This window comes from Eisenbergiella massiliensis (assembly GCF_003435485.1).
This window is the reverse complement of record NZ_QVLV01000006.1, coordinates 15,557-33,012: the sequence shown is the minus strand read 5'-3', so window position 1 is coordinate 33,012 and position 17,456 is coordinate 15,557. Positions and strand designations below refer to the sequence as shown.

The 17,456-nt window shown below is 49.5% G+C and carries 13 protein-coding genes; all 13 read right to left on the bottom strand.

Going from position 1 to position 17,456, the window contains the following annotated elements:
• Window positions 1–117: 117 nt before the first annotated feature.
• On the bottom strand, window positions 118–2,586 hold the full coding sequence (locus tag DXC51_RS10200; protein ID WP_117544454.1) for a beta-mannosidase: 2,469 nt from the start codon (window positions 2,584–2,586) through the stop codon (window positions 118–120).
• 234 nt (window positions 2,587–2,820) lie between these two features.
• A complete protein-coding gene (locus tag DXC51_RS10195; protein WP_117544453.1) occupies window positions 2,821–4,242 on the bottom strand; it encodes a DUF6034 family protein in 1,422 nt (473 codons plus the stop codon).
• A 367-nt stretch (window positions 4,243–4,609) separates the two neighbouring features.
• The gene (locus DXC51_RS10190; RefSeq protein WP_117544452.1) at window positions 4,610–5,998 is read right to left on the bottom strand and encodes a sensor histidine kinase; all 1,389 of its coding nucleotides are present in this window, start codon (window positions 5,996–5,998) and stop codon (window positions 4,610–4,612) included.
• Window positions 5,999–6,000: 2 nt separating this feature from the next.
• Window positions 6,001–6,681 (bottom strand): response regulator transcription factor, encoded by a 681-nt coding sequence (locus DXC51_RS10185; RefSeq protein WP_117544451.1) that lies wholly within the window; start codon window positions 6,679–6,681, stop codon window positions 6,001–6,003.
• Window positions 6,682–7,125: 444 nt separating this feature from the next.
• Entirely contained in the window at window positions 7,126–7,482 is a 357-nt protein-coding gene (locus DXC51_RS10180) for a SpoVA/SpoVAEb family sporulation membrane protein (RefSeq protein ID WP_021635186.1), read from the bottom strand.
• A 379-nt stretch (window positions 7,483–7,861) separates the two neighbouring features.
• Complete coding sequence (locus tag DXC51_RS10175; RefSeq protein WP_243003176.1) at window positions 7,862–8,977, bottom strand: DUF3810 domain-containing protein; 1,116 nt, start codon at window positions 8,975–8,977, stop codon at window positions 7,862–7,864.
• Window positions 8,978–9,785: 808 nt separating this feature from the next.
• Complete coding sequence (locus DXC51_RS10165; RefSeq protein ID WP_117544450.1) at window positions 9,786–10,766, bottom strand: DMT family transporter; 981 nt, start codon at window positions 10,764–10,766, stop codon at window positions 9,786–9,788.
• 38 nt (window positions 10,767–10,804) lie between these two features.
• Window positions 10,805–11,821 (bottom strand): hypothetical protein, encoded by a 1,017-nt coding sequence (locus DXC51_RS10160; protein WP_117544449.1) that lies wholly within the window; start codon window positions 11,819–11,821, stop codon window positions 10,805–10,807.
• Window positions 11,822–12,230: 409 nt separating this feature from the next.
• Window positions 12,231–12,737, bottom strand: coding sequence for a shikimate kinase (locus DXC51_RS10155; RefSeq protein ID WP_021635178.1), 507 nt, complete (start codon window positions 12,735–12,737; stop codon window positions 12,231–12,233).
• Between the two features lie 5 nt (window positions 12,738–12,742).
• On the bottom strand, window positions 12,743–13,120 hold the full coding sequence (locus DXC51_RS10150) for a RidA family protein (RefSeq protein ID WP_021635177.1): 378 nt from the start codon (window positions 13,118–13,120) through the stop codon (window positions 12,743–12,745).
• Window positions 13,121–13,280: 160 nt separating this feature from the next.
• Window positions 13,281–13,511 (bottom strand): hypothetical protein, encoded by a 231-nt coding sequence (locus DXC51_RS10145; RefSeq protein ID WP_025490697.1) that lies wholly within the window; start codon window positions 13,509–13,511, stop codon window positions 13,281–13,283.
• A 467-nt stretch (window positions 13,512–13,978) separates the two neighbouring features.
• A complete protein-coding gene (locus DXC51_RS10140; RefSeq protein ID WP_102286879.1) occupies window positions 13,979–15,028 on the bottom strand; it encodes a stage V sporulation protein AD in 1,050 nt (349 codons plus the stop codon).
• A gap of 189 nt (window positions 15,029–15,217) precedes the next feature.
• Window positions 15,218–17,425, bottom strand: a complete 2,208-nt coding sequence (locus tag DXC51_RS10135) for an alpha-galactosidase (protein WP_117544596.1) — start codon at window positions 17,423–17,425, stop codon at window positions 15,218–15,220.
• Window positions 17,426–17,456: the final 31 nt, after the last annotated feature.

Sequence of the window (17,456 nt, the reverse complement as noted above, 5' to 3'; positions counted from 1 at the left end):
GTAAAAAAGTAACAGGGGGCCGCAGCTCCCTGTTTTCTTTATAAAAAATATTTTGGAAAAATTTTGCAGTTGGTTCCCATAATCCGGTAAGTGAAACGGACGGGCGTTTAACAGGTGTTAACGGATATTATAAACGCTGCGTATTTTCAGGCCGTCCGGGCTTCCTTTCAGGATTTTTACCTTTCTTTCTCCGGCGTCCATGTCGAAGTAGTTGTCTTCAAGGAGCATGTCATCGGCTTCGTTTATGATTTCCACGCCTCTTGCATAGGCCTGTGCCCTGACGGTGAGTTCATCGCCGGAAACGGTAACCGTAAGGCCGGGATCTGCGAAGCGGTAGTGCTTGGGCGCGCAGAAGATGACGGTTCCGCCGGAAACGCGTTCTTCTCCCCGGAAGCAGGTATAGCTTACATAATCGCCGTAGGTGTCGGCATCCATACAGTCTGTTTTTTCAAGCCAGAGGCTGGATAACGGGGATACGGTTACTTCTTCGCTGCCGGAGCGCAGGATTTCGGATCGGTTATTTCTGAGCGACCACTCCACGCGCAGCTGCTGTTCCTGCATGGTTTCGTTTGCCACGCACAGATGGATGGATTTTTTTACCTCGTAAGGCTCTGCATTGGGGTTGGTGTCCTGGGTGAGGATGCCTTCCTCGGCGCAGGAAAGCATCACCGGGGCGAAGAAACGCTTCGCATAGTAGTGCAGCGCCTTCCATCTTCCGCAGTAGTCAATGGAGGACCAGCTGGCTACCGGCCAGCAGTCATTGAGCTGCCAGATCACGGTTCCCATGCATCTGCCGCGGTTTCTGCGGAAGTGCTCCACTCCGTAGCGGATGGCTTCCGCCTGGAGAAGCTGGGAGGCATAAAGGGTGGTGTCAAAATCATTGGGGTACAGGAAAGTCTGTTCCATGTAATTCATGATTTTCCCATTTGCCGTTTTGTTGCGCTGATGTTTTTCCATAACATAGGAAAAAATATTCCGGTCCTCAGGCTCAGTAAAGGTTTCCACCGTTTTTAAGGAGGGGAAGGACTGGAAGCCGAATTCGGAGACATAGCGGAAGTAGAATTTCCGATATTCCGTGATTGGCTTGTTTCCATGCCATACGTCCCAGTAGTGTACATCCCCCCGGTTTTCATCGTTGGGATCATCGAAAGCGCCGCCTGAGGAGGGGCTTGCGGGCCAGTAAAAGGTATTGGGATCGTATTCCTTGAGCACCTTGGGAATGATGTATTCGTACATTTTAACGTAATCGCTCTTCTCCTTCGGTCTGGATACCCAGTTGCCCTGCGCCACGAACATTTCCATTTCATTGTTGCCGCACCACAGCCCCAAGGATGCATGGTGGCGGATACGCTTGATATTGTCGATGAATTCGGCAGTGATGGTTTCCTCAAACTCTTCCGTCAGATCATAGACCGCGCAGGCGAACATGAAGTCCTCCCACACCACCAGGCCCAGCTCGTCGCAGGCATCCCAGAAGCTGTCATAGGGGTAATTCCCGCCGCCCCAGACGCGAATGCAGTTGAAATTAGCATCCTTTGCCTGCTTCAGCAACGAGTAGGTTCGTTCCGGAGTCACCCTTGACAGGATATTATCCTCCGGTATGTAGTCCGCGCCCATGGCAAAAATACGCACGCCGTTTACCTCATGGGCAAACTGCTCGCCGTATTCATCCTTTTCCCGATGTACGCTCATCGTGCGCAGGCCGATACGGCCGCTCCAGCTATCCAGTACATTTCCATCCTTTAAAAGCTCCGCTTCCACCAGATACAGGGGCTGCTCTCCATAGCCGTTGGGCCACCAGAGGCGGGGATTTTCAATCACGGCTTCTTCCGGGCAGGCTTCCGTAAGGATTACCTTGCCGTCAGGATCGGTCACCTTCACACGCCAGGACAGGCCTTCCAGCTCTTCCTCATCCCTTCCGAAACGGCAGATATTTTTTCTTCCTGCTTTCTGTACGTCCACACGAAGCTGTAAGGCCACGCGGCCCGGCTCGTGCTTCTGGGTAATGTAAACGCCGTCTAGTCTGGCATGGTCAAAGGCAAGCAGCTTCACCGGACGCCAAATTCCTGCATCAGGAAGGCGGGGACCCCAGTCCCAGCCGAACATACAGTGAGCTTTCCTTAAATAGGGAAAGCCCTGCATGGCGTCGGAGCTGCCTTCCATTGGCCTTTCCCCATAAGCCTCCCTGATAAAACGGGTCGGGGAATACAGCACCACCTTCAGCTCATTTCCGCAGTCACGCAGCAGGCTTTTCACCGGGAATTCCCAGATTCGGTGCATATTCCGGACACTCCCCAGCAGCGTTCCGTTCAGGCTGATATCCGCGATGGTATCAATCCCGTCAAAATGCAGTAAAACCTCTTCCCTCTCCCTGATTTCCTCCGGCGCGTCAAAATATGTAACATAGGTAAAATCATTATCCATGATTTTAAGAGCCTTCAGCTCATTGTCCCTGTAATAGGGATCCTCCATCCTGCCGTTGTCCAGCAGATCCTGGTAAACGCTTCCCGGTACGGCGGCGGGCAGAAACTCCTCCGTATTGTTGATGCACATCTGCCAGTTGTCATGCAGCATTTGTATCCGCATCCCAAATCCTCCTTGTTTTTCCGAAGGAAAAATGCGAGCCTCTGCGAGCAGAGGATTTTCCTCCTTGTTTTTCCGAAGGAAAAATACGAGCCTCTGCGAGCAGAGGATTTTCCTCCGTATTAAAAAAATCTCGTATGTAATCAAGTTATCACTTCTGCCCTGTCTTTTCTTCTTTTTTGTTGACCGATTATTGTACTATATTGACCTGATATAGCTGCCAGTTACAAGCCGGCATCAATACCCCAGATTCCTGTCAATTACCGTGCCATCCATGGCATTGATGGTAAACCAGCTGTCGTAGGGGCCGCCTATTACTTCCGTTGTTCCGTCCTCTCTTTCCACGGTCTGGCTGCCGAAGAAATCCCACACCGGCACCATGGTTCCTTCCATTACGTTTCCTTTTTCCATCACGCGCATATAACCCAGGCGGATTTCATCTATGGCAAAGTTCACCTTCATGTTGTTTTCCGTATAGAATGCATATTTTTTCTGGAACATTTCCTTAAAAATTTTCTGGATTTCATCAAAGGGCATCAAGAATACGTATTCATCGGACTTATCGGTCACCGTATACGGATCCCACCACTGGAAATCAACCAGGCCCCCATCATTGTAGATCATATAAAGCTTTTCATAAGGCCAGGACGACCAGTTTCCTTCCGAGGTGCTGCCGTCGGTATGGGTATAGGTTACAGGAATACCGTCTATCACTCTTGTAAAATAAACGCCGTAACCGTTATCCGCAGCCACCATTTTTCCCTCTTCATCCTCTGTAAAGGTTGAAAAATATTCTCCTCCGCAGGACATAAACTCATCAAAGCCCATATCTGCAGCTGCTTGTTCCGCTTTACTGATGATATCCTCCGGTGGTGCGTTCAGGGATGTGCCGGCTGCCGGAGTGTCACCCACCGGCATATAGTTTCCTCCATTTTCCAGATAGGAAACCATGAAACTGATCCAGCGCCAATCGGGAGTCAGTTCATTGCCAAGGCTTACAACATAATCTTTTCCGTCCGCGGTAACATTGCCCATCAACCAGTTTTTTTCAGGGGTCCCATTTGCCGCGGCGTCCGGATCGTACTGTACCTTTGCTTCAATTTCCCTTGTGCCCACCGTATCAGGCGCATACTTCAGCATTTCCTCAAAGTTTTTTATTGCTTCCCCGTAGCTTCTTTCGTCCCCGTATTCATCCACATAGGTTGCGCCCGTGGCTTCCAGCCTCTTCAGCTCCTCTATCCGCTGCTCAATTTCCGCTTTTGTAAAGCCATGGGCCGGATCGTCTTCCTCCACCGCACGTTCCCACAGTGCCCCGCCACCCAGCAGCACACGGTTAACCGCATCATAATCCTCCTGGGTAAAAGTGCGGGAAGCCACGGTTTTCAGCCGGAAGCCCTCCGCCGCGGGAACCGTGACGGACGCGTCCACCGATACCGAAAGCTGCCCCGCTGTATCTGAAAACTCCAGGGCAAAACGGCTGGGCGCCTGCACCTGATCTGCGATACTGCCCTCTGCCGCGGCCTGCGGCGCCTGTGTACTTTCCTCCTTCGGTTTTACCAAATCCTCCTGAGGCTCCGGGGTTCCCCCGCATCCGGCTAAAACGGAGGCCGCCAAACCTGCCGCCATGATTACAGCCATCCAACGCTTACTTTTTCTCATTTTCAATTCCCTCTTTCCGTATTTGTGTTGCTGTTCACTCCGTGACCAATAACTGTATAAATCCATTAAAAATTGCCTGCGGCAATGGGATTTATACACTCTTGAATCACTTTCTTACGTACTATGCAGTAAATGCACAGTACTGAGTGAACAGTAACGTATTTGTTTCATCTCTGCCTGTTTCAGGGCAGCTGCCCTGCGCATCTGTGCGAAGCGTTATGCTTCAGGCATAAACCAAGCATACGCCCGTGCCTCGTAAAAAGTATGCAGCAGGATGTAAACATTTTGCAAACAGGGTTATATTTTAAAACATACGCAAGCCCCGGCCGGACCGTTACCAGCCGTTTCAGTTCCTTCACAGCTTCCGTCAGGCTTCCCCCTGGAAAACCACCGTTACCCGAGTTCCTTCCCCTTCCCTGCTTTCGATATGGAGAGACGCGTTATGAAGCTCCGCTATCCTGCTGCAAAGCGCCAGCCCAAGGCCGATGCCCCCGGCTTTTCTGCTGCGGGATTTATCCACCATATAGAACGCCTCTGTAACGCGGGGCAGATCTCCGGGCGGTATTCCCCTGCCCTGATCGGTGACGCTGATTTCATTTCCGGCAGCCTCCAGACGGATGGCATCACCCTCTTTTCCGGCTTTCACAGCGTTATCTATCAGATTAATAAGAAGACTTTCAAAAAGATCTCTGTCCAGCCTGCGCATCTGGCCGTCCGACCGGGTTTCCAGCGTCATCCCGCACTCCTCCAGGTGATATTTTTCCAAATCCGCCACCCGGGAAAACAGGTCCTCCACCTCCGTCTCCTCCAGCCTGATACTATCGTTATCATACAGACCGATCAGGTTCATCAGCTTGCCGGACAGACGCTCCAGCCTCCTGCACTCATCATGAATACGATGCAGCGCCTGTTCCCGCCGCTCCTCGCTCAGCTTCACATGCAGCAGGGTATCGGAATAACCGATGATTGATGTCATAGGCGTTTTCAACTCATGGGTCAGGCTTCCAAGCAGCATCCCTCGCTGCGCTGAAACCTTTTCCAGCTCCGTCACCTGCTCCTCAATCCGATCCGCCATACGGTTAAAGGAAGCCGCCATGGCGCCGATTTCATCCTTTGAACCAGCCTGCGCCCGCTGCCCGAGCCTTCCCTCGCTGATATCCGCAGCCGCCTGCTGCAGCTTACGCAGCGGCTTCAGCAGCCTGCCCGTTATGAGAAAAATAATCAGCACCGATAAGACTGCCGCCGCAAAATAAATCTCCGCAAACAGCCAGGCCTGTTTTTCCATATCCGCATAAAGCTCCGTAATGTCCTGCACCAGGACAAGCCGGTAGTCCGAAAGGGAATCCGCGGGCAGTTTTTTCCCGAGAATCAGCAGATGCTGCTCCCCCACCTGCCGGAAATCCGCGGAAGCCTCTGTCCCCGCCCAGCGCTCCTCCCGCGGGTTTACCAAATCAAAAGCCGTGAGATTGCAGACTACCTCCCCGTCCTTAATCAATATGTATTTTGAAGCGCCGTATTTTTTTAAAATATAATTATAAAATGAGCTTCTGGTTGCCTCCGTGTAGCCCTCAAGCTCGCTGTCGCTGATTTCCTTCCCCAGCGCATAGGCGGTGGCGTGAAGCTGCTGCTCATAATTTTCCACCGTTTTTGTCTCATTATACTGTACGGTGCGGTGAACCACAATTCCCCCTGTGACGCCGGTCGTCACAAGCAGTACGGAGGTGGTCAGAAGAGAAATTTTTTTCCAAAGCTTCATATTCAATCCTCCAGCCGGTAGCCTGTTTTTGGAATGGTCCGTATGACCTCAAAAAAATCCAGCTTCTTGCGCAGCCGCCCGATATGCACATCCACGGTTCTGGTTTCCCCCATATAATCGCTGCCCCAGACCTGATTCAAGAGCTGCTCCCTGGAAAAAGCCACATTTTTATTGGCCGCCAGGAGCACCAGCAGCTCATACTCCATCGGCTTGAGGGCCACCGGAATTCCCGCCTTCATGACCTGATGCTCCTTCCTGTCAATCCTCACGTCGCGGATTTCAATGATTTCCTTCCCCCTGCCTGTCCGTTCCAGCACCTTTTCCATACGCACCAGCAGCTCCAGTACCTCAAAGGGCTTCACAATATAATCCTCCGCCCCCGCCCGCAGCCCGTGTACCTTGGAAATCACATCCGCCTTGGCCGTAAGATATATCACCGGAATTCCGGCCGACTGCATGCACCCCATCAATTCAAACCCATCCTTGCCCGGCAACATAATATCAACCAACGCCAGCGCATAAGACACGCCTCCCTCTCCGCTGCCGGCCAAGCCCGATACGATTTTTTCCGCCTCCACCCCATCATAAACCGGAACCGGCTCATACCCCGCCGCCTCCAGATTCATACAGATAAGCTCCGATATGGAAGCATCATCCTCAATCACTAAAATTCTCGTCTTCATCCTCTTTCCCCTCATCCGCACAACAATCAAATCCCCCGCTGCAAGGAACAGAATATTTATCCTTTAAAAAATTATGTACTAAAAATACTGCCTGCCCATAATCCCCTTTAGTGTAACACACCATCCACAGAAAAAAAGCACCAAAATGTAAACATACTGCGCGGCCCGGGGAGGAACCGCCCTATGGCTGCAACAGGCGGCGGCCCGGGGAGGAAAAGGAAGTTTCCCGGACACATTTTCAGACCATGGAGATGAGACTAAAAAAAGTGTCGGCCCCACCTGACACTTTTTTCGCCCAAGGCTCATCGCAATGCCCGATCTGACTGTGTCCGGGAAACTTCCTTTTCCTCCCCGGGCTCCTGTTGCAGCCAAAGGGCGGTTCCTTTCCGGGCGTCCACTCCCTTCCGAGAGGCCGCCTTCTCCTATCGGAGGTTCACACCCCCATTATTTTTTCATTTTGGGTTTGAAAATAAGGGAGGCAATGTAGCCGAAGATAAGCGCGGCGGCGGTCCCTACGGCGCCCGCCTTGAAGCCGCCGGAAAACAGGCCGAGAAAGCCCTGGCTATCTACTCCTTCCTTGACTCCCTTCATCAGGGTATTGCCAAAGCCCAGCAAGGGAACGCTGGCGCCGGCGCCGGCAAATTCCTGGAAGGGTTCGTACAGGCCTATGGCGCTGAGCACGGCCCCTGTACATACAAGAAGAACCATGATACGGCCGGGCATGAGCTTTGTTTTTTCCATGAGTATCTGGACGAGGGCGCAGATAAGGCCTCCCACCCAGAATGCATTAATATAATCCATCTTAATAATCCTCCTACTGGTTTTGCGGAGCAAATGCGAGTCCTCTGACGCGCGTGTACAAATCTTTTATTCCCGCGAGCAACGAGCCAAGTATCCATGCTTGCATGGATATTTGGCGACTGCCGCGAGGGTCAAATACCCCGTCGCTTGCAGCGGGGTATTTGATTGCGGAAGCGGGGCTTTCTGTGATTTGCGTTCAAATAGTTTTTTCTACGCTGTAGTATGAGGAGTTTTGCGTTAAAATATTCTTTTTGGCAAAAGAAAAAGAAGCAGCGCGGGAAATTGATTTTAGCCGTTTTGCTTCTTTCATTGTTAAATTATTTAACACAGGCTTCGTACAGGCTGGAAAACCATCCGGCCTGTACGAAGCCTATGTAATTTAATATAAAATTCCGTCGTAATATTTCAAAAGAAGGGTAACCACGCGGCTGTAGCTTTTCATGCCGTCCTCCACTCCGTTGATTTTCAGCGTGGCTTCAGTGAACTGATTGGAGGCTTTTTTTACGGTTGCAGTCTGGATCACGGCCTTTTCTTCCACCTTTTCCCACGCTTCGGCAGTGAGGAACAGGTCGTCGCTGTAAACGCTTTTCGCTATTTCCGGATGTTCAAAGTACTTGGATGCCTTATGGTTAATGGAATCACGGAACTCATTTTCCACATAGTTAAGTACGCTCATGTAGCCGCTGTACTGAAAGAAGATGTCATCGGAGTTAATACATGCCAGAAAACCGATAAAATTGGCTTCGTCCTCGTAAATGAAGCCCTTCAAATGGGCAAGCTCATGGCAGATAGTTGCCGGCTTGTTCACGATGTACATGCGTTTATTATAGTTGGCTTCCATTGAAAACGGGAAGTAGTAGCCCATCATATGTTCCTGGCTGAGGAAATCAGAGGAATGGATGGTCTTGGCCCTCGGATAATAGCCGGACAGCTGGCCGTACTCCTTTCCAAGCTCCTGCATGGCGGTAATCGCCCCTGCGGTAATTTCGTCATTATATACAAGATAGCCGGCATCGTCCCGTTCCATCTCGACAGTCAGTTCATTCAGCTTTTCCACAATATGATCTCTTACAAGGGCAAGCTCCTTGTCAGTATACCCCCGCTCTGTTTTTTCGGGCATATATTTTTCATCAATGGGAGAAGCATGGTAAAGAAGAAAGCAGTTGCACGTCATAATCCAGAAAACCGCAAGCAGAATCCAGGCAAAAGCCGTATAGAAGCCTTTGCACACCCGTTTCAGCCATTCCCTTCTCACAAAAATCCTGACAGCCGCCAGAAGCACCGCTTCCAGCAGAAGCAGCAGACCAAAGGCTATCATCCACTCTCCCACGGAAAAAGGAAAGACGGACATCAGTCTGCCATAGGTATTAATGGACACCGGAAATATAAACCGGATATGCCAGTCACAAAACGCCGTGCAGTTCCATGCCAGAATATTGATTACAACGATTGCCGCAAACAATGCAAACCATATTTTCTTCTTCAAAAATCTCATCCCCCGCTCACCTGGCCTGCCGGCAAATCAAATGTCTTTCCCGGCCTGTCAGGCTGTTTTTTCCCCTATTTATACTATACCTGCGGGGCGGTTTCAAAACAAGGGAATCACAGAAATGCTAGAAAGAGTTAACAGTCTATTAACAAATCTGTAATGGAAAATTTACGTAACCAAATGACATCGGAGACTGAACAGTTACAAATTTACGATAAGTAGAGGATAAAAACTTGACAAAACAGATCGTATATGTTCCTGCGTATTGACAAAATAAGGGGAATTTTATCTTTCAGGAAATGGGCATAAAAAACGGGGCGAAAACGGTTCGCCCCATAATTATCATGGTGTTCATTCTTTTATTTTTGAAGACGACGAACGGAATGTGCAAGGATTAATTTTACAAACCACCAGAACACAGTTCATTACAATTAAAAAACTCATAATTTGCAGTGAGTTTATCAATATCTTCTCCCCATTCTGCATAGCCTGCCCCAAAGCAACAATACTGCCACATGGGAATTAGAACCATAGAAGCAATCTCCCTGCGGTAATCCTTAAAGCAGCTTTGCCACGTATAATCTTTTACGCCATGCTTCAACAGGCTGTCATAATAATGTTTTACAAGGTCAATCTGTATCTTTTCCCTGAATTCATCGGGAAAATTAACTCTTGTCAGGTGAGCTAAATCCTTTCCAAATAATCACTGTCTATCTGTGGATTTGCAGACATCATTTTTTTATATACCGGATCCCCTTGCCAAAACATATTTTTCCCCCATTCACCTTATACGGCTGATTGCATGTTACCTGTTTTATGAATCAGCCCCGGACATAAGCGCCGCCTCCCCGGCCTTCTCCGGCAGCTGCACCAGGATTACCGCCGCAAAAACAAGAACACATCCGAATATTTCCTTTAGATTCAACGTCTCCCCCAGAATCACCCAGCCGGCCAGCACAGACACCACGGATTCCAGGCTTAAAATCAGCGAGGCCACGGTAGGATCCAGGTGCTTCTGCCCGATTATCTGCAGGGTATAGGCCACGCCGCAGGACATAACACCTGCATAAAGAACAGGGACTGCGCCGCTTACCAGCCCGCTCCAGGTCGGTTCTTCAAATAGAAAGGCGCCGATTGTACAGATAATCCCCGCCACAAAAAACTGGATGCAGGAGAGCTTCACGCCATCCGTCTTTGGTGAAAAATAATCAATCACCAGGATATGGATGGAAAAAATCACCGCACAGATAAATACAAGCACATCTCCCCGGTTCAGGCTGAGTGTCTCATTGACACAAAGCAGATACATTCCTGCCGCGGCAATCGCCGCCCCGGCCCAGACAATTCTTCTCACTTTTTTCCCAAAGAAAAGTCCCATAATGGGAACAATGATAATGTAAAGAGTGGTAATAAATCCGGCCTTCCCCACCGTGGTATACTGTATGCCGATCTGCTGGAACATACTTGCCGTGCATATGGCGAGACCACAGCAGACGCCGCCAATCAGCGTGATCTTCCGTCTTTGTTTTCTCTCCTCCGCCGTTTCCTTACGTGTCTCTGCCTTCTTCTGTTTCTGCTCACGGAATGCAATCAGAGGCAGAAGAACCGTGCCTCCAATAAGGCTTCTTGCACCATTAAAGGTAAACGGCCCCATATAATCCATCCCTACGCTCTGCGCCACAAAGGCCACACCCCAGATGGATGCCGCAAGAAAAAGGAGCAGACTACTTCGGTAGCTGTGATCTCTGCCGTGACCGATCTGTCCGCCCCTGCTGCTTTCGCCGTTTTGATTCATTTATATGTACCTTCTTTCCCGAAATTTGTCTTTCTGTTTCAGAGCGCGCTTGAAAAATCATTCCCGCTCTTCAGCCTGTGATATATCTGAACATTGTCATAATCCGGCGCAAATTCCTCTGCCGCCTGATAAATCTTCCTGATTGTCTCCACGCTTTCTTCCAGCTCCTCTGCCGCTTCCTCCGGACTTTTCCCTTTTACAAGCTTCCTGCAGGCCAGCTTGATAAGCAGAAGAATTTCCCCTTCCTGTTTTGCCATTTCTTCTATTTCTTCCAAAGCCTTACACATATCCGTTTCCCCTTTCCCGCTGTCTGCGTCTGCTTTCCACCATCTGTCCGCATGAAGAAGCGCCTTCAGCATATCGTAAGTATCCGGTGGAATATGTCTGAACATTTCACTGTTTTCCTGTATATACTCCTTCATTCCCGTTCCGTCGCCGGCCATCTTCAGCAATGAAAAAATAAGCTTCCAGTCCGTACGGAAATTATCCGGTTCCGCATTTTCCGGCTGTATTAAATTGAGCCGGTAATTTGACAGATATGGACGCATGTCCTCAAATTCCTCCGGAATATCCATCATGTCCAGAAGCTCCATCGGCCCATCCCACGGTGTTGTTCCGTAATAAAGGCACAGCGTTACCACCGGCACGAGCCTGTCCTCAGGGAAAAAGCCTGATAAAAACTGAGCGCTGTTCTGATAGTCTGCGTTTTCCCGATGCCTTACTGCCGCCTGCTCCACCTGGCTGGTATAGCTCATGGCATCGTAGAGCATTTCCCTTACAGGCATAGCATAGTGTGCCTTGTCCTGCCCTTCCACAGCGAATATGGCGTACAAGGCATTTCCGCATGCCTTCCGGACCGCATCCCTGTATCTCTTAACAGTTACCTTCCTGCCATCCTTATCCGCAAAGCTGACAATCGCTTCCCCTGGCAGGCTCTCTAGGCTGCCGGCCTTCAGCACCTGTTTCCCGCCAAACAGCGATCCATTAAACAGATCACAAAAATGGGCCGGATTCTCCAGAAATCTTTTTACTGCCGAATCTTTTTCTTTCTTCATACAAGTATACATTCTCCTTAAATCTTGTTGGTAAATCCAAAAGATGTATACTTTATACAGGTTATATTATAGACATATCCCGTCGAAAAAGCAATTCCTTCGGATACCAAATATAAAAAATGGAATCAATGGCTGATACAGCCGGATGAGTAAATAAGAATTATGAAATATTTATAACTGTTCAGTACCCCTCGCAGTTACAATTATTTATACCATATATCTGGAGAATCCGAAATAGTAATTATTCACAAATTGTAAAAAGTGCAGAAGAAAAGGCAGCAATTCAGTTTTTTCACAGTAACCGGAAAAGGTTACGCGGCCTCATGTGTTTTTTAACTGTATAAAGGATTCCTTTGCAGCATAAAATATCGTTACAAAGGAATCCTCAGAAATACTGTTAAGTAAAAATTCACAGGGCAAAGTGAGCGGACAGGTCGGATACGATCTGGCGGATTCTTTTTCCTTCGCAGAAAAGGATCACATCCGCATATTTTTCATATAAAGGAACTCTCTCTGCATAAAGCTCCTCCAGCGTCTGCCCGTCCTTCAGAGCCACGCCACGCTGTTTCAGATCGCCCAGCCGTCTGTTGATTTCCTCACAGGAAAGCTGCAGATAGACTACTGTGCCGATCTGTTTTAAGTGTTCCATGGCTTCTTTTCCATAGATTACACTACCGCCGGTGGCAATTACGCAGTGCTTCGCCTCTATCCGGCTGTTCACATCATTTTCCACCTGAAGGAAGCCGTCCAGCCCTTCTTCGGAAATGATTTCATGCAGCAGACGGCCGGTTTCCTCCTGGATAACCAGGTCGGAATCCAAAAAATGATAGCCCAGGCATTTGGCCAGAACAACGCCGACCGTGCTCTTGCCTGCGCCGGGCATTCCAATCAGTACGATGTTATCTTTTGTATTCATATAAATTATCCCAGGTACGCAATTACTTCCACTTCACAGAGAACGCTCTTGGGAAGCTCTTTTACCGCAACACAGCTTCTTGCGGGCTTTTCTGTAAAATATTTCTCATATACGCTGTTGAATGCAGCAAAATCTGCCATATCAGCCAGGAAACAGCTTGTCTTAACCACACTGCCGTAATTTACGCCTGCTTCTTCCAGAATGGCTCCGATATTCTTCATTACCTGTTCTGCCTGGGCCTCGATGCCTTCCGCTTCAATCGTACCGTTTGCCGGATTAATCGGAATCTGGCCGGATGCAAACAGAAAATCTCCTGCTGCTATCGCCTGTGAATAAGGTCCTATTGCCGCAGGTGCTTTATCGGTCGCTATTTTCTTTAACATAATATTTTCCTCCTTTTATTTCAGCTGCTGTCATGTGAATCAATTTCACTTTTCCAATCATACCATCAAATTTCGTGTCAGGCAAGAATCATTGTGGTCAAAAATCAGCTATAATTGAGGTATTCGTAACCCTGGAATACAAAAGCTTTTGCACATTTTCTTATTCGTCAAAAGCTACGGTTACATAGAAGCCCCTCTCATTTTCAATGACGGCTGTTACGTCTCCTTCCTTTGACAATAGTTTTTCCCGGAAGGGATAGTTCCCGGACATGGCAAGGGAAGGGTCAATTGTATAATAATAGTTGCTGGGAAGGACTCCTTCCGTTACCGTTACATGGTCGCCTTCCTTTAACAGGCCGGGCCGTTCCATTTTAAATTCCATTGTGCGCATTGCTTCATCCTTCTTTCCTGAAACTGCATTTCCTGTAATCAGCGTTTCCTCTTCGGCCGTTATGTTACAGCTAAGCCTGCAGCCGCTCCGTAACTGCAGCCACCCATGACAAACCGCCTTTATTGAAGGACGGAAGTTTGGGCTTAATTTATTCTGTGTCTCCCCGGTTTCGCACGGGAGCCGGATACGGCTGAACTGCAATGCTATTATACTGCCGCCGCATGTTATTGGCAATGTCTGTTCCGCGTGCTTTGATGCTCAACCTGCCGGTTTCTCTGTTATCCCCCAAGCCCAATCTGCCACTTCCTATACTTCCATAACACACCGCTGTCGAACAAAATTCTCCCATGTCATATGTATTATCGCATAAAAGTAAGGTTTCCAACCACACCATCATACAATAACATCGGGGCCTGCAGCAATCAGCAGCCCCCGATGCACATACACGTACTCTTATAAAAACTAATCTATACCGGACTTTCCAGCACTACCCCATGGGCGATTCCCGGAACATTCTGTCCCTCATTAAAGCTTGTTTTGCTCAGAAGCGCTCCTGTAGGCGCAAATAATACACGCTTCCACACGCCCTCCTCCAGCATTTTCAGGACATAGGCGGACAGTGTCACTGCCGAACAGCCGCAGCCTGAGCCTCCTGCATGGGTATCCTGTTCTCCCGCATCGAAAATTTCAATGCCGCAGTCCATATGCTGGCCGGAAATGTCTATTCCTTTTTTATTCAGCAGGTCAATTAATACGGTCTGTCCCACTTTTCCCAGATCGCCTGTAATGATTTTATCGTAGTAATCAGGCTGCCTGCCGAAATCCTTCAGATGCTGCTCAATGGTATCCGCAGCGGCAGGCGCCATACAAGCCCCCATGTTCATGCTGTCCTTCAGTCCGTAGTCCACGATTTTTCCCGGCGTAAGACCGGTGATTTTGGCCCTGGCCTTCCCTGTTTTCTCCGCACCCAGCAAAAAAGCGCCGCTACCCGTCACGGTCCAGGTGGCCGAAAGAGGGCGCTGGTTACCGTAGGCAAGAGGAAAACGGAACTCTTTTTCCGCACTGGCAAAGTGGCTGCTGGTGACACAGGCTGCCTTATCCGCAAAGCCTCCGCTTATAATCATCGATGCCAGGGTCAGGGAAAGGCCGCAGGTGGAGCAGGCTCCATAAAGGCCGAACAGAGGAAGTTCATAGTTCACCAGGCCGAAGCTGGTGGCGATTTCCTGTCCCAACAGATCCCCTGCAAACAGGTATCGTACCTCCTGCGCCTTCCAGCCTGCTTTCCGCAAGGCGGTGCCCAGTGCCTCCTTCTGCAGGGTGCTCTCCGCATCTTCCCAGGTCTGGGCGCCGAACATGTCGTCCTCTCCCACCAGGTCAAATAAATCGCCCAGCGGCCCTTCCCCTTCTTTTTTCCCCACAATGGAGGCGCTGTCTATCATGTATACCGGTTTCTGAAGGCTCACGCTCTGCTTGCCCAGAATCGGGGAAACCGGTGTTTCTTTCCTGTCTTTTTCCATTTTTACCGCATTCCTTTCTATCTGGTCTGCAGTTATTATTTGGTTATTTTAAGGAAAGTATGCAAACATAAGCCCATGGAAAACCAGAATTCTTTTTTTCATAAATTTTACAGACAGGGTAAGGGAAAGGAAGCCGCCAAAAAACGGCGGCTTCGGATTGTTTTTCCTGCGTTATATTTTCACTGCCCCTTAAACCTGCACCAGATGAATCAGTTTTCCCTGAAAATCGCCCCACATCCCGGCGACCTGAAGACCTGCATACATCAGCGTATCTCCGCCGAAGACGCCGTCTTCTCCCTCGATACGATACTTTTTATCCGGGTGCAGCCCTCTTAAGAATACTCTTCTGCTACGCTGGCCCGTACGGCCTTTTACCTGGATAAAAGTTACAAGGCTCTCCGTTCCGTCCTTAGATACCACCTGCCAGCTGTCATACATCTGATTTTCAGAAGCGGATGCCAGACGGAAATAATCGCCCTCTCTCACCAAATCATTATACTTATGATACATGGCGGTCTGCGCCGGAATCTGTTTCCTGTCCTCCTCCGGTATACGGGTCACATCCAGTTCATAGCCAAAGGTGCCTGCCAGCGCCACATATCCCCTGGTTTCAAAAGGCGTCACCCGTCCCACCGCATGATTGGGGCAGTCACTGACATGCGCGCCGATGGTAGACAGCGGATAAATCAACGCCGTTCCTTCCTGAATCGCCAGCCGTTCGATGGCATCCGTATCATCCGAGCACCAAATCTGAGGACTGTAATACAGCATGCCCGCATCATACCGGGCGCCTCCGCCTGAACAGTTTTCAAGCAAAATATTCGGGAACCTGGAAACCAGGCGCTCCTGCAGTGAATAAACGCCCAGCATATAACGGTGGGACAGCTCTCCCTGACGATCCGGCGGCAGCGCCGCACTCCCCAGATCACTCAGCGGCCGGTTCATATCCCATTTCACATATTCGATGTTGGCAGAGCTTAACACCCGTTCCATCATCTCCCATACACCGTCCACTACCTCACTGCGGGAAAAATCAAGCACATATTGGTTGCGCGCCCTCCCCGGGGTCCTGCCCGGCACTGCAATCGCCCAGTCGGGATGCTTGCGGTATAAATCGGAGTCCGGAGATACCATTTCCGGCTCAAACCACAAACCGAATTTCATTCCCAGCCTGTTGATTTCCTCCGCCAGGCCGGACAGGCCGCCGGGCAGTTTTTCTTCATTCACCACCCAGTCACCCAAGGCGCAGTTGTCACTGCTGCGGGCGCCGAACCAGCCGTCGTCCAGCACAAGCATTTCAATCCCCAGTCCTGCCGCTTCCTTTGCAATGGCAAGCAGCTTTTCCGTATTAAAATCAAAATAGGTTGCTTCCCAGTTGTTAATCAGAATGGGGCGTTTTTTATCTTTGTATGGGCTTCTGATAATATGCTGTCTTATAAAATCGTGATAGTGCGCCGTCATTCCGGAAAGCCCTGAGGCAGAATAGGTCAGCAGCGCTTCCGGAGCATCAAAGTGCGCGCCTGCTTCCAGCTTCCAGCAAAAATCCACAGGATTAATGCCCACCTGCAGTCTCACAGAATCATACTGGTTGACATCCGCCCGGAATTCATAATTCCCCGAATAAACCAACTGTACGCCGTACACTTCACCGGTATCCTGTGTGGTATTGGGGGTGACCAATGCAATAAATGGATGATCCTGGTGGCCGGATTCCCCCCGTCCTGATGTGACACCCTGCATCCCGATCCCAATCTTCTGCCTCTGGATATGACGCTCTCTGGCCCAGGAGCCGTGCAGGGTAATCGCTTCAAACTCACGATTATCCATATCCATGCACATGGAGGAAACCTTTGTCAGCCAGATTGTGTTTTCACTGTTATTTAGTATAGACACATGCCGCGCAATTACATCCGTGTCCTCAAAAACAGAATAGCTGAGCACTGCGGTCAGGTTAAGCACGCTGTCTGTGCAAAGCAGCTCCAACGTAAAGCACCCCTCCGGCTTACCGTCCTTTCCCGTCTTTGCAAAGGAAGCAGGCAGTCCCGGAATTTCTTTTTTCCCTGCAAAAATTTCATGCGAGACATATGAAAGGCTGCAGGCTGTATGGCCGGCCTGCGTCTTTACCCTGAAAGCGGCTTCCCGATAGTCGCCTGTTCCGTGTCCCGGATATTCCATCGGGAAGGAATCCAGGAAGGATACCCTGTCTCTTGCATTCACCGAAGGCACATAGGGCGATTCTTCTGTTCTGAGCAGATATGCCAGATTATGATCCTCCAGTTTTTTTCCATAATAAATGTGCCCTATAAAATTTTCCTCATCTGTTATCCCGATCAGATAACTGGTATTTTTCGTATCCAGCTTAAAAATTCTTTCTTTTTCAAAATATGTAATTCCCATACTTTTCTCCTTGCCTTCCTTCATTTTAAAT